The organism is Gordonia sp. (in: high G+C Gram-positive bacteria) (assembly GCF_049647785.1).
Classification (GTDB): domain Bacteria; phylum Actinomycetota; class Actinomycetes; order Mycobacteriales; family Mycobacteriaceae; genus Gordonia.
In genome coordinates this window covers 1-13,170 of sequence record NZ_JBARYI010000069.1, presented here as the reverse complement: position 1 = coordinate 13,170, position 13,170 = coordinate 1, and the positions used below count along the sequence as shown (strand labels likewise).

Sequence of the window (13,170 nt, the reverse complement as noted above, 5' to 3'; positions counted from 1 at the left end):
ACCTCCCCCTACCGAGCGTTCCGTAAAGTTGTCGCCATGGCTTCCGATCTCATCAACGTCAACGACGCAGGCGTCCTCACCCTGACCGTGTCCACCAGCGCAGCGGGCACTTCCCTCGATCATGAACTCGTGATGGAGTCCCGTGAAGCACTGCGTTCAGTGACTCGCGGCAAGCTCGACGCCGGGGCCATTGTGTTGCGCGGCGCGGGCAAGAACTTCTGTGCGGGCGGCAATGTCGCTAAGTTCGCCGACGCTCCCGATCGTGGCGACTACCTGCGCGGCTTGGCCGACGATATGCACTCGATGATCGAGTTCCTGTGGGAAACCGAATTGCCCGTCGTTGCGGCGGCACAGGGTTGGGCCGCCGGTGCGGGAATGAGCCTGGTTCTGCACGCGGACGTTGCTATCGGCGGCACATCGACCAAGATGCGTCCGGCCTACCCCGGCATTGGCTTGTCTCCCGATGGCGGTATGTCGTGGCTGCTGCCGCGGGTAGTTGGCGCGGCCCGGGCGCGCCACATCATCATGACCGACCAAATCCTCGACGCCACTCGCGCTTTGGAACTGGGGATCCTGTCGGAGGTCGTCGAGGATGACTCCGTAGTCGACACCGCCTACGACACCGCAGCCCAACTCGCCGCGGGTCCGCGCGGATCGTATTCGGCAATCCGCAAGCTGTTGCAGGCCTCGGCGACCAATTCGCTGACCGATCACCTCGCCGCCGAAGCCGCGTCTATCTCGGCACTCGGAAATACGGCCGAGGGTATCGAGGGCATCAACGCCTTCCTTGAGAAGCGGCGCCCCGACTATCCCGGCGTCCGCTAGACCAGCGGCGTCGCGGGTGGCGAACCCCGGGAGTCTGGATGAGCTTAGGGAAGCCGCCAGTCGACGGGGTCGCCGCCCAGATCCATCAGTTCTTCGTTGGCGCGGGAAAATGGCTTTGACCCGAAGAATCCGCGTGACGCCGACAGCGGCGATGGGTGCACCGATTCGATGGTCGGAACATCGGGTAACCATTCGGCGAGGCTGCGAGCATCATTGCCCCACAGGATCGCGACGAGCGGCTCATCGCGGGCAGCGAGGGCCCGAATCGCGCATTCGGTGACTTCTTCCCACCCCTTTTTGCGGTGCGATGCGGGCTCGCCCGGCGATACCGTCAGTACGCGATTGAGCAACAGCACGCCCTGCCGTGCCCATGGCGTCAGGTCGCCGTTGGTTGGCATGGGGAAGCCCAGGTCGTCGCAGTATTCCTTGTAGATGTTCTGCAACGATCGTGGCACCGGTTGCACATCGGGCGCGACGGAGAAGCTCAGGCCAACGGCATGCCCGGGCGTCGGATAGGGGTCCTGCCCGACGATCAGTACGCGAACGTCGTCGAAAGGGTCGGTGAAGGCGCGCAAGACGTTGGCTCCTGCGGGCAAATACCTGCGGCCGGCCGCATTCTCTGCGCGCAGGAAGTCGCCCATTTCCGCGATCTTGGCTTCGACCGGTTCCAGGGCCACCGCCCAACTGGGGTCAATGATCTCGGCGAGGGGTTTGGCACTCATCAGTCGAGCCGCCGCAGGTTCTCGCGGTAGAACTTCGCATTCTCGAAGTACAGTTTCGCGTTCATCTCGGTGTGATTCTCGGGAACTTGATAACCCTCGCGAATCTTGGCTGGCACGCCGAGCGCCATGGACCGCTCTGGGAGTTCAAAACCGTAGGGCACGACGGCACCGGCACCAATCACCGAGCCGGCACCGATCACCGAACGGTTCAGCACGATCGATCCCGACGCGATGAGGCAGTTATCGCCGATAACTGCTCCTTCGATGTGGGCGTTGTGTCCCACTACGCACTGGGCACCGATCTCTGTGTGCTCAGAGAAGGTGCAGTGGATGATCGTGCCGTCTTGAATGTTGGTGCGTCGGCCGATCGTGATGGAGCCATAGTCGCCGCGTAGTACCGCCCCCGGCCACACCGAGACCCCGTCCTCGAGCGTTACCGAGCCGATGACGGTGGCATCGGGATGAATAAAGACGTCTTCGCCAAGCGTCGGCTCGCGATCGCCGAGTGCATATACAGCCATGCGGTCGATCTAATCAGGTCAGGTACTGGTGAACGACTGCCACCCACGAATATTGCCGACTGGTCGACCGTCGATGAAGGCACCCGGCTCCCCCTCGGTGGCGACCCCGACGACTGTCCAGCCGTCCGGGACCGTGCCGGGCGCGAAGGACGCCAGGAGTTCGTGCTCCTCACCGCCGGCCAGGGCCCAGCGATGCGGTTCGACCCCCAGGGCACCACCCAATCGGTCCAGATCCTTCGCGTGCGGGACTTTGTTCGCATCGACGTCGAGCCGAACGGTGGAGGCCTGGGCCATGGTGATGAGTTCTTCAACGAGGCCGTCGGAGATATCAGTCATCGCGTGCGCACCAACTTCGGCGGCGATGCGGCCTTGCGCAAGGTCGGGCTGAGGCAGTCGATACTGCGCCACCAGTGACGAATACTGCTGGAGAAGGACCGGGTCCGCGCCGTGGTCGACGGCGGCAAGCGCCGCCAGTCCCCCGGCCGGGCCACCGAGTGGCCCGCTGACCGCGAGGACGTCACCCGCGAGTGCCCCTGCGAGCGTGACCGCAGGTCCGGCCTGCAGCACGCCGAGCGAAGTCACGGTCAAGATCACCTCTGACGACGAGACGAGGTCGCCGCCAAGCACGCGAGCACCGTAACGGTGGGTCTGTGCAACGATGCCCGCGTTGATTTCCAAGACTCGGTCGACGGGAGTGGCGGGCGGACAGCCAATCGAAACGACCACCCCCGTTAAGACACCGCCCATGGCACCGATATCAGCGGCGCTTTGCACCACGGCACGCGAGCCAATCTGGCGCGGACTCGACCAATCGAACCGGAAATGACGACCGGAGACTGCGGTATCGGTGCTGACCACAACCGGGCCTGGTGCGGTAAAGACGGCGGCATCGTCACCGGAGCCAATCACCACATCGGTCGAGTCACGAGCGCTTGAGCGTGCCGCTTGCGTGAACATCGCGATCAGCGCGCGCTCCCCGACTTCTCCGACCGTCTTCACGGCCCCGATGCTACCGCTAGCCCGTTGCTCGCCTATCTCTCGATTTCACCCAGCAGACAACTTCGACCACACTTGAGGCATGAGCGACGGCACTGACAAGCCCACGACGGACAGCCCTAAAGAGACGCCCGAAGAGCCCAAACTGAGCCCGGCCCTGATCGCGACATTGGTGGCAGTCCCCACGATGGTGATCATCGGGTTCCTGGTCTACGCGGCCATGAACTTTTCCTCGGCCCCGGACGAAGAGAAGGCGGCACCGGTCGAGTCGTATGGCACCGTCCAGGCCGACGTCGCCAAGTGCACCGAGTTCATCAAGGTGCTGCCCACAACGTTGGGCGACTACTCCGAACGCACGATCGACGGCACGACTGTCCGGTGGGATAAGCCCGGCGAGCAACCGGTGGTTCTCCGCTGCGGGGTCACCCGCCCCGCAGGGTTGGCACCGACGAGTTCGTTGCAGGTCATCAACCCAATCCAGTGGTTCATGACCGACTCGGTCGAAGGCGAAGGCCAGGCATACGTGAGCGTCGACCACCGGCCCTACGTTGCGATGTGGGTTCCGGTCGGCGCGGGCAACGCACCGATCACCGATGTTTCAGCATTGATCGATCAACACCTGCCGCGCGCACCCCTCGACTTCGGTCCCGCGTAGGAAAAATCCCCGCGCTGGCAGAGTCCCCGAAGTAGGCAGAGTCCCCGAGTGGGCAGAGCTAGGCGGGCCCGTAGACCTCTGGCTTGGTGCTGCGTCCGAGCAGCGAGCTGACCATCTCCGGGACCGACATGCCCTCGTGGCACACGCTGTGGACCGCTTGCGTCAATGGCATCTCAACCCCGTGCAGTTCGGCGAGCGCCAGCACCGACGACGATGATTTCACGCCCTCGGCGACCTGACCGTTTGTGGCCGCCTGCGCTTCTTCGAGCGTGGCACCCTCGCCCATGCGGGCACCAAAGCTTCGGTTCCGCGACAGCGGTGACGAGCAGGTGGCGACCAGGTCGCCGATGCCCGCGAGTCCGGCGAGCGTGGTGATGTCGGCACCGAGCGCCATTCCGAGACGGATCGTTTCGGCCAGTCCGCGGGTGATGATGGTCGCCAGGGTGTTCTCCCCAAATCCCATGCCGGATGCCATTCCGCAAGCCAACGCGATCACGTTCTTCGCGGCACCGCCGATCTCACAACCGATGACGTCGGTGTTGGTGTACGGACGGAAGTAGCCGGTCGCGACGGCTTCCTGCACCCGCTTGGCCTGATCTTCGTCAACGCACGCGACAACCGTCGCGGCTGGCTGCCCCTGCGCGATCTCTTTGGCAAGGTTAGGTCCGGTCAGGACCGCAATCTGGCGGGCCGGGAAGCCGGTGACTTCGCCGATCACTTCGCTCATTCGCATCCCGGTACTCGTCTCGACGCCCTTGGCGAGGGACAGCAGGATGGCGTCAGCGGGCAGATGCTCGCGCCACTGCTCAAGATTGCCGCGCAACGACTGCGACGGCACCGCACACACCACCAGATCGGTATCGGCGAGCGCCTCGGCTACCGAGGTGACGCCGCGGATCCCGGAAGGCAGTGTGATGCCCGGCAGGTAATCGGAGTTCTCGTGATTGGAGTTGATCTGGTCGACGAGATCGCTGCGCCGTGCCCAGATCTTGACGTCGTTGCCCGCATCGGCGAGAACTTTCGCCATCGCGGTCCCCCAGGATCCTGCACCCATCACTACTGCACGCAACGTCGCACTCCTTCACTGACCTGTGCCGAACCCATGGCACCTTCCGAGACGAATATCGCTCCAGCCTATCCGCAGGGGGCACAGTCCGCGCCGAGTACCGCATGCCGAAGGCGGTACTGCACCATGGTGACTATGCCCGTGAAGTCTTCGGTGGCCGTCGTCCTCGCCGTCAAAGCGCTGGACGCTGCCAAATCACGTCTGTCACAAGAGGTTCCGTCAGACGTCCAGCGCCGCGAGGTGGTCGCGGCCATGCTGGCCGACACCATGGCCGCGGTCAGGGGTGCCGAGGTGAAGCGCTTCACCGTCGTCAGTCCCGACCCGGCAGTGCACCGTCTTGCCCAGGAATTCGGCGGTCTGGGCATCGATGAGCCAGCACTCATCAGTGGTTTGTCGCCATTGAATACGGCACTGCTGACCGGGATCGCTGCCAGCGCCGCGACTGCGGATCTGGCCGCCGCACTGCAGGCCGATTTGGCCGCCCTCGACACACCAACCCTCCGGCAGGCACTCGCGGCAGCGCGTACCGCGATCGACAGCGGCGCACCAGCCGCCTTCGTCGCCGACCGGTCTGGCGAAGGGACCGCACTACTGGTGGTCCGCACCAGCGGCCCGTTGACGCCCCGATTCGGGCCCGGTTCGGCGGCGGCGCACCGGGCCGCAGGAGCAGTCGAACTCGATCCGAACCGACTGCAGTGGCCACGACTGCGGACCGACGTCGACACGCCGGAAGACCTCGCTACCGCGCGGGAGCTGGGGCTGGGACCGCGGACGGCGGCGGCATTGGAAGGGTCAAACCGACACGCGCGAGAGACCAAACCGGCCAGCTGACGAGACAGCACCGGGCCGATAGTTCACAATTGACCCGTGAGTGCCACGGACGAGATTGATGACGAGACCCAAACTGCCCTACCTACCGCGCTGCCTGCGGAAACCGTGGATCCCGATGAGGCCGCCGATCTACCCGTCGACCGATATTTCAACCGCGAGCTGAGCTGGCTCGATTTCAACTCGCGGGTGCTGGCGCTCGCCGAAGATGTATCGCTGCCCCTGCTGGAGCGGGCCAAGTTCCTGGCGATTTTCGCCTCGAACCTCGACGAGTTCTTCATGGTGCGAGTCGCTGGCCTGAAGCGGCGCGACGAGACCGGACTTTCGGTGAGGTCCGCTGATGGCCGATCCCCGCGGGAACAGCTGCAAATGATCGCCACTCGCGCGCAGAAGATCGCCGACCGGCAGGCGCGCACCTTCCGCGAATCGGTGCTGCCCGCATTGCACGCCGAGGGCATCAAGATCGTCGGCTGGGACGAGTTGACGCTGCCCCAGCGCGAACGGATGCAGGCGCACTTCCACAATGAGCTATTCCCCATCCTGACTCCCCTGGCCGTCGACCCGGCTCACCCCTTCCCCTATATTTCTGGCCTGAGCTTGAACCTTGCCGTCACCGTCAAGGGCTCCGGTGATTCCAACAACGGCAACGCGGGCCAGTACGACGGCGAGCACTTTGCGCGAGTGAAGGTGCCCGACAATGTGAACCGCTTTGTGCGCGTCGACCAACTGGTGCCGTCAGATGCCCCTGACGTCTCTCAGCCCGCACTATTCTTGCCGGTCGAGAACCTCATCGCGGCCAACCTGTCCGAGTTGTTTCCCGGCATGGAAATCGTTGACCACCACGTGTTCCGCGTGACTCGCAATGCCGACTTCGAGGTTGATGAGGACCGCGACGAGGACCTGCTGCAGGCACTCGAGAGGGAGTTGGCTCGACGCCGCTTCGGTTCACCGGTCCGCTTGGAGGTGGGCGACGACATGAGCGAGCACATGCTCGACCTGTTGCTCCGCGAACTCGACGTGAACCCGGCCGACGTCATCACGGTGCCCGGGTTGTTGGATCTGACCTGCCTGTGGCAGATCTACGGCATCGACCGCCCGCAGCTTAAGGAGCGGCCTTTCGTTCCCGCGACGCACCCGGCATTCGGCGAGCGTGAAACCCCCAAGAGTATCTTCTCCACGCTCCGTGAGGGCGACGTCCTCGTCCAGCACCCCTACGACTCGTTCTCCACGAGCGTGCAGCGCTTCATCGAGCAGGCCGCTGCCGACCCGCACGTGCTGGCGATCAAGCAGACCCTCTACCGAACGTCGGGTGACTCACCGATCGTCGACGCCCTGATCGACGCGGCCGCCGCGGGCAAACAGGTCGTTGCCCTCGTGGAACTGAAGGCCCGCTTTGATGAGCAGGCCAATATCAAATGGGCACGCGCGCTGGAACAGGCCGGCGTGCACGTCGTTTACGGTCTCGTCGGACTGAAGACGCACTGCAAGACGTGCCTGGTGATCCGTCGCGAAGGTTCCACACTGCGCCGCTACTGCCATATCGGTACCGGCAACTACAACCCGAAGACTGCCCGACTGTACGAAGACGTGGGCCTGTTCACTGCGGCCCCCGAGATCGGGTCCGACCTGACCGACCTGTTCAATACGTTGACCGGCTACTCACGCAAGCAGGAATATCGGAACCTGTTGGTGGCTCCGGCGGGCATCCGGACCGGCATCATCGACCGCATCAACGGGGAGATCGCCGCGAAGCGTGCGGGCAATATCGAAGCACGCGTCCGACTCAAGGCCAACGCGCTGGTCGACGAGCAGGTGATCGACGCACTGTATCGGGCATCTCAGGCTGGCGTACCCGTCGAGGTGGTTGTCCGCGGCATCTGTGCCCTGCGGCCGGGCGTCGAAGGCCTCAGCGACAACATCGTGGTCCGGTCGATCCTCGGCCAGTTCTTGGAACACTCACGCATCCTGCATTTTGGCACGCAGGGCGAATACTGGATCGGTAGCGCCGACATGATGCACCGCAACCTTGACCGTCGCGTTGAGGTGATGGTGCAAGTCCGCGATCGCCGACTGACCGCCGACCTGCAGGATATTTTCGATTCTGCACTCGATCCGCGCACCCGGTGCTGGGAGTTGCAGGCCGACGGTTCGTGGCAGGCACAACCCGCGGCGGGCGAGCAAGTCCGAGATCATCAGCGCCAGATGATGATTCGCAAGCGCCACCGCGCCGAGTCGACCAAGTCGTAATGCCCGATCCAACACGCATCGTGTGGGCCGGAGGAGGGGTCCTGTGGAAGCCGAGCAAATCAGCGGGCGTCAAAGTCGCGCTGGTGCACCGGCCCAGCTACGACGATTGGTCGCTGCCAAAAGGTAAAGCCGAGCCGGGTGAGATCCTGCCGGTAACTGCGGCTCGGGAAATCGTCGAAGAGACCGGCTATGAGGCTCGGATGGGCCACTACCTGCAAACCGTTGGTTACAAGCTCGGTTCCGGCGTACCCAAGCGGGTCAGTTACTGGGCCGTCGAAGCCGTGGGCGGAAGTTTCCGAGCCAGCCGCGAATGCGACGATCTCAAGTGGCTTCCCATTCCCGAGGCGATCAACAAGGTCAGCTATGCCGCCGACGAGGCCGTCCTGCACACCTTCGCGGCGCGACCTATCTTGGAGTTGCACACGATGGTCGTCGTGCGGCATGCCTGGGCCGGGACACCCGAAAACTGGGCTAGCGACGACCGCGACCGACCGCTCGACAAACGCGGGACCAAGCAGGCTGCCGCGTTGGCGAAACTGCTACCACTTTTCGGCGTTCACCGGTTGCACGCGGCAGACATGCTGCGCTGCATGCAAACACTGATGCCATTGGCCGAAGCACTCCGCGCCGAAATCAAACCCGAGCCGACCCTGTCGGAAGTGGCGTTCGCCGCCGACCCCGAAGCCGGATACGAGCGGATCCGGAAACTCGGCAACAAGACCGGCGCCATTCATGCCGTATGCAGTCAGGGCAGAGTAATCCCGCCGGTGCTGCGGCGGTGGGCCAACGTCGACGGGGTACGGCTTCCCGACTCCGATAACGGCAAAGGCAGCGTCTGGATTCTCACCACGCACGACGGCGATCTGATTGCTGCCGACTACATTCCCAGCACAATCTAAAGACAGACGCGACGGCTACCTTCACGCCGCGACTTATCGCCTATTCGTCGTAAAAGCCCGCGGGCGTAACCCGGAAATCCACTGCTACTTCGCAGTGGTCTTCTTTGCGGTTGTCTTCTTTGCTGGGGTCTTCTTTGCCGGAGTCTTTTTAGCAGCGGCTTTTGATGCCGCAGTTTTGGTTGCGGCAGCGGTCTTGGCGGCAACCTTTTTCGCCGGTGCCGCCTTCTTCGCCGCCGACGTCTTCTTCGCGGCCGTCTTTTTCGCTGCCGTCTTCTTCGCGGCAGTCGCCTTAGCTTCTGGCGCCTTAGCTGCTGGCGCCTTCTTAGCTGCCGCAGTTGTCTTGGTCGCGGCCTTCTTCGCTGCTGTCTTCTTGGCCGCTGTCGGCTTTGCTGGGGTCTTACCGGCCGGGGCGTCAGTCTCGGCCGAAGCGCGTTTGACCGCGGGCTGGCCTGCCTTCAGCTTTTGCTTACCTGAGACGATTGCCTTGAACTGTGCACCCGGCCGGAAGGCGGGGACAGACGTGGCCTTCACCTTCACGGTCTCGCCGGTCCGGGGGTTGCGAGCTACACGTGCTGCGCGACGGCGCTTTTCGAAAACTCCGAAGCCGGTGATTGTGACGCTTTCACCTTTGTTCACGGCGCGAACAATGGTGTCGATCACCTGCTCCACATAGTTAGTCGCGGTCTTTCGATCCGCGTCGAGTCGCTTCGTGAGTTCCTCGATGAGCTCTGCCTTGTTCATCCGTACCTCCGGAGGTCGCGCTGGCCGGGACGCACCAGCTAACCCACACGGTAAACGGATTGGCGGAAAAATTGCGGAAACCAGCACAAATTCCTACGAAAAGTTAGCTGGCAGAACAGAACACTCACAGATAAAGCCGAATTCGACTCTCTCCGTGAGTGTTCTGAATGCCCCGCGAGTTAAATCACGGCAGGGTTGTGGGTTTGAACGAGGGCCGGCGCTCTTCGTACGCGGTGATCGCATCCGTCTCGCGGAGGGTCAAACCAATGTCGTCGAGCCCCTCGAGCAGGCGCCAGCGCGTGTAGTCGTCAATCTGGAACGGGACCACGAGGTCGCCAGCGGTCACCGTCTTGTCTTCCAGACTGACCGTGATTTCCAGACCGGGCTCAGCGTCGAGACGCTTCCAAATCAGGTCAATATCCGACTGATCTACTTGTGCCGCAACCAGTCCGGCCTTACCCGCGTTGCCACGGAAGATGTCGGCGAAGCGGGAGGAGATCACCACGCGGAAGCCGAAATCCATGAGTGCCCACACCGCGTGCTCGCGAGATGAACCGGTGCCGAAGTCAGCGCCGGCAACGAGCACCGAGCCCTTGCTCCACGGTTCGTTGTTGAGAATGAACGACGGGTCGCCTCGCCAGCCGGCAAACAAGCCGTCTTCAAAGCCGGTGCGCGTGACGCGCTTCAGGTAGACGGCCGGGATGATCTGGTCGGTGTCAACGTTGCTGCGCTGCAACGGGACTCCGACACCGGTGTGAGTGATGAACGGTTCCATGTCAGGTCCTTGTCTTTCGTCGCGAGTCAGCTGAGGTCTGCCGGGGCCGAGAGGGTTCCGCGCACGGCGGTCGCGGCGGCAACCGCAGGCGACACCAGGTGCGTCCGTCCGCCGTTGCCCTGACGTCCTTCAAAGTTGCGGTTCGACGTCGACGCGCAACGCTCCCCCGGAGCCAACTGATCGGGATTCATGCCAAGACACATCGAGCAGCCCGCCATGCGCCACTCAGCGCCAGCCGCGGTGAAGACCTCGCCGAGGCCTTCTTCTTCGGCCTGCGCGCGAACCTTCATCGAACCCGGAACCACCAGCATGCGCATGCCTTCGGCAACCTTTCGGCCACGGAGCACCTCGGCTACCGCACGCAGGTCCTCGATGCGGCCGTTGGTGCACGACCCAACGAACACCGTGTCGACCTTGACCTCGCGGAGCGGGGTGCCCGGCTTCAGGTCCATGTACTCCAACGCCCGTGCGGCGGCCAGGGATTCAGCCTCGTCGACAATGTCTGCCGGATCCGGGACATTGGCACCCAGCGGCAGACCCTGGCCGGGGTTGGTACCCCAGGTGACAAACGGGGTGAGCTCGGAAGCGTTGATGTGGACTTCGCGGTCAAACACGGCGTCGTCGTCGGTGCGAAGCGAATCCCAGTACTCGACGGCGGCATCCCATTCCGCGCCCTGCGGTGCGTGCGGGCGGCCCTTGAGGAATTCGTATGTGACGGCGTCGGGGGCAATCATGCCCGCGCGAGCGCCAGCTTCGATCGACATGTTGCAGATCGTCATTCGGGCTTCCATCGACAGCTTTTCAATAGCGCTGCCGCGGTACTCCAGGACATGGCCCTGGCCGCCGCCGGTTCCGATCTGGGCGATGATCGCCAGGACCAAGTCTTTGCTCGTGACGCCGTCGGGCAGTTCGCCGTCGACGGTGATCGCCATCGTCTTGAACGGGCGCAGCGACAGCGTCTGCGTCGCCATGACGTGCTCTACCTCAGACGTGCCGATGCCCATTGCGAGCGCACCGAATGCACCGTGCGTGGAGGTGTGGCTATCGCCGCAGACTACGGTCATGCCGGGCTGAGTGAGACCCAGCTGGGGTCCCACGACGTGCACGATGCCCTGCTCGGCGTTGCCCATCGGGTACAGACGGACGCCGAACTCTTCGCAGTTCTTGCGCAGTGTTTCCACCTGCAGTGCTGAAACCTGGTCGGCAATCGGACTGAAGATGTCGACGGTCGGAACATTGTGATCTTCGGTCGCGATCGTCAGGTCTGGCCGTCGCAGCGGGCGGCCAGCCATGCGGAGTCCGTCGAAGGCCTGCGGGCTGGTCACCTCGTGCACGAGGTGCAGGTCGATGTAAATCAGGTCGGGGTTGTAGTTGCCGCTCGCATCTGCCTCGCCGGGGACCACAACGTGGTCGTCCCAGACTTTCTCGGCCAGCGTGCGCGGTTTTCCGGCGCTCTGCGTCATGAGCTCACTCGCATCTTCTAGTAGTTCCGCCTGCGCCGAGGCGAGCAGTCCGCACTGTCCGGGCTGGAACAGTGTCGGCCGGGCTGACACCCCTCGACTTTCAATCTCAGTATTTGGACGGTTAATATCGTCCTATGGGAAAGGATAGCGGAATCGGCGTGCTGGACAAATCCGTGATGATTTTGCACACTGCGGCCCGATCACCGATCAACCTTGGTGAATTATGCGACGCGACGGGATTGCCTCGCGCCACTGCGCACCGGCTGGCCGTCGGCCTGGAAGTTCATCAACTTCTGGCCCGCGATGAGTCGGGTCGCTGGATCCCCGGCCCCACGCTTGGGCACTTGGCTGCGACAGCTCGCGACACGGTCCGCGAGGCGGGCCTCATGACGCTGTCCGCCTTGCAGGACACCACTGGCGAGTCGGTCCAGCTGTACCGGCGCGAGGGCGCCGAGCGGGTGTGCATCGCCGCCGTCGAACCCCCGACCGGTTTGCGCGACACCGTCCCCGAAGGCACCCGCCTGCCGATGTCTGCGGGGTCGGCGGCCAAAGTCCTCGCTGCTTGGACCGAACCCGAAACACTGCGCACCTTGTTGACCGATGCCGCGTACACCGAGCGGTCCCTTACGGAGATCCGTCGGCGCGGCTGGGCGCAAAGCGTGGCCGAGCGGGCGGCCGGCGTTGCTAGCGTGTCGGCACCCGTGCGCAACAACACGGGCGATGTGGTTGCCGCGGTGTCTATTTCCGGACCCGTCGATCGTCTGGGACGGCGCCCCGGTGAGCGTTGGGGACCACATTTGGTTGCCGCAGCCGATGCAATCAGTACCCGCCTCGGAGCACCGACACGCTAACGTCACCCCATGGGAATCAATCAACGGTCGAGCATCGTCATGTCCGACGATGAGATCGAAATGTTTATCGCTCAGCAGCGCGTCGCTAACCTGGCGACGCAGGGCAAGAGCGCGATCCATCTGACAGCCATGTGGTACGGCGTCATTGACGGTGCGATCTGGTTTGAAACGAAGGCCAAGTCGCAGAAGATCGTCAATCTTCGTCGCGACCCTCACGCCACGATCCTGATCGAGGCTGGCGATACCTACGACACTTTGCGCGGCGTCAGCATCGAGGGCACGGTCGAAATCTTCGACGATCCCGAGACCTGCTTCCAGACCGGCCGCAGCGTGTGGGAACGCTATAACGGGCCGTACACCGACGAGTTGCGTCCCGCCGTCGAAGCCATGATGAACAAGCGCGTCGCCGCCCGCATGGTGCCCTCGCGCATCCGCTCCTGGGATCACCGCAAGCTAGGCCTGCCCGCCATGCCCATCGCAGGCTCCACCGCACAGTTCCTGAACGACTAACCCCGGTTCGTCGCTCCGCTCCTCGCGTTCTCGCATGATGCGTGCGTTCCCGCTACACGTCTGACGTGTAG

14 protein-coding genes are annotated in these 13,170 nt (G+C 63.7%); 7 read left to right on the top strand and 7 right to left on the bottom strand.

Translation table 11 applies throughout. From position 1 onward, the window contains the following. Window positions 1–36: 36 nt before the first annotated feature. A complete protein-coding gene (locus WBA38_RS10735) occupies window positions 37–825 on the top strand; it encodes an enoyl-CoA hydratase/isomerase family protein (RefSeq protein WP_424322673.1) in 789 nt (262 codons plus the stop codon). 44 nt (window positions 826–869) lie between these two features. On the opposite strand, the gene WBA38_RS10730 is transcribed toward WBA38_RS10735, so the two are convergent. Genes WBA38_RS10730 through thiL form a run of 3 tightly spaced genes read right to left on the bottom strand, consistent with a single transcriptional unit; the run spans window position 870 to window position 3,067 of the window. Beyond that, on the bottom strand, window positions 870–1,547 hold the full coding sequence (locus WBA38_RS10730; protein ID WP_424297163.1) for a uracil-DNA glycosylase: 678 nt from the start codon (window positions 1,545–1,547) through the stop codon (window positions 870–872). Beyond that, window positions 1,547–2,068, bottom strand: coding sequence for a gamma carbonic anhydrase family protein (locus WBA38_RS10725; RefSeq protein WP_424297161.1), 522 nt, complete (start codon window positions 2,066–2,068; stop codon window positions 1,547–1,549). The genes WBA38_RS10730 and WBA38_RS10725 overlap by 1 nt, the downstream gene beginning before the upstream one ends. Before the next feature lie 18 nt (window positions 2,069–2,086). Then, a complete protein-coding gene (thiL, locus tag WBA38_RS10720) occupies window positions 2,087–3,067 on the bottom strand; it encodes a thiamine-phosphate kinase (protein WP_424322672.1) in 981 nt (326 codons plus the stop codon). Between the two features lie 79 nt (window positions 3,068–3,146). On the opposite strand from thiL, the gene WBA38_RS10715 reads away from it, so the two are divergent. After that, window positions 3,147–3,719: a DUF3515 domain-containing protein gene (locus WBA38_RS10715; protein WP_424297158.1), complete on the top strand. Its 573-nt coding sequence runs from the start codon at window positions 3,147–3,149 to the stop codon at window positions 3,717–3,719. A gap of 58 nt (window positions 3,720–3,777) precedes the next feature. Here the strand turns inward: WBA38_RS10715 and WBA38_RS10710 are convergent, their stop codons facing one another. Continuing rightward, the gene (locus WBA38_RS10710; RefSeq protein ID WP_424297157.1) at window positions 3,778–4,788 is read right to left on the bottom strand and encodes an NAD(P)H-dependent glycerol-3-phosphate dehydrogenase; all 1,011 of its coding nucleotides are present in this window, start codon (window positions 4,786–4,788) and stop codon (window positions 3,778–3,780) included. Window positions 4,789–4,920: 132 nt separating this feature from the next. Here WBA38_RS10710 and cofC point away from each other — a divergent pair, with 132 nt between their 5' ends. The 3 genes from cofC to WBA38_RS10695 are packed head-to-tail and all read left to right on the top strand — an operon-like array spanning window position 4,921 to window position 8,759. Beyond that, window positions 4,921–5,616, top strand: a complete 696-nt coding sequence (gene cofC / locus WBA38_RS10705; protein WP_424322671.1) for a 2-phospho-L-lactate guanylyltransferase — start codon at window positions 4,921–4,923, stop codon at window positions 5,614–5,616. Window positions 5,617–5,652: 36 nt separating this feature from the next. Beyond that, the gene (locus tag WBA38_RS10700; RefSeq protein WP_424296919.1) at window positions 5,653–7,860 is read left to right on the top strand and encodes an RNA degradosome polyphosphate kinase; all 2,208 of its coding nucleotides are present in this window, start codon (window positions 5,653–5,655) and stop codon (window positions 7,858–7,860) included. Next, window positions 7,860–8,759 (top strand): NUDIX domain-containing protein, encoded by a 900-nt coding sequence (locus WBA38_RS10695; protein ID WP_424322670.1) that lies wholly within the window; start codon window positions 7,860–7,862, stop codon window positions 8,757–8,759. Before WBA38_RS10700 ends, WBA38_RS10695 begins: the two co-directional genes overlap by 1 nt. A gap of 84 nt (window positions 8,760–8,843) precedes the next feature. Here the strand turns inward: WBA38_RS10695 and WBA38_RS10690 are convergent, their stop codons facing one another. The 3 genes from WBA38_RS10690 to leuC form a co-directional block, all read right to left on the bottom strand. After that, entirely contained in the window at window positions 8,844–9,500 is a 657-nt protein-coding gene (locus WBA38_RS10690) for an HU family DNA-binding protein (protein WP_424296916.1), read from the bottom strand. A gap of 184 nt (window positions 9,501–9,684) precedes the next feature. Beyond that, window positions 9,685–10,275, bottom strand: coding sequence for a 3-isopropylmalate dehydratase small subunit (gene leuD, locus WBA38_RS10685; protein WP_424296914.1), 591 nt, complete (start codon window positions 10,273–10,275; stop codon window positions 9,685–9,687). Window positions 10,276–10,301: 26 nt separating this feature from the next. Further along, on the bottom strand, window positions 10,302–11,738 hold the full coding sequence (gene leuC, locus WBA38_RS10680; protein ID WP_424322684.1) for a 3-isopropylmalate dehydratase large subunit: 1,437 nt from the start codon (window positions 11,736–11,738) through the stop codon (window positions 10,302–10,304). 134 nt (window positions 11,739–11,872) lie between these two features. Here leuC and WBA38_RS10675 point away from each other — a divergent pair, with 134 nt between their 5' ends. Together WBA38_RS10675 and WBA38_RS10670 are read left to right on the top strand one after the other, a co-directional pair. Beyond that, complete coding sequence (locus tag WBA38_RS10675; RefSeq protein WP_424296912.1) at window positions 11,873–12,589, top strand: IclR family transcriptional regulator; 717 nt, start codon at window positions 11,873–11,875, stop codon at window positions 12,587–12,589. Window positions 12,590–12,598: 9 nt separating this feature from the next. Next, window positions 12,599–13,099 carry a pyridoxamine 5'-phosphate oxidase family protein gene (locus WBA38_RS10670; protein WP_424296910.1) on the top strand — a complete coding sequence of 167 codons (501 nt, stop codon included), beginning with the start codon at window positions 12,599–12,601 and terminating at the stop codon, window positions 13,097–13,099. The last annotated feature ends 71 nt before the right edge of the window (window positions 13,100–13,170 follow it).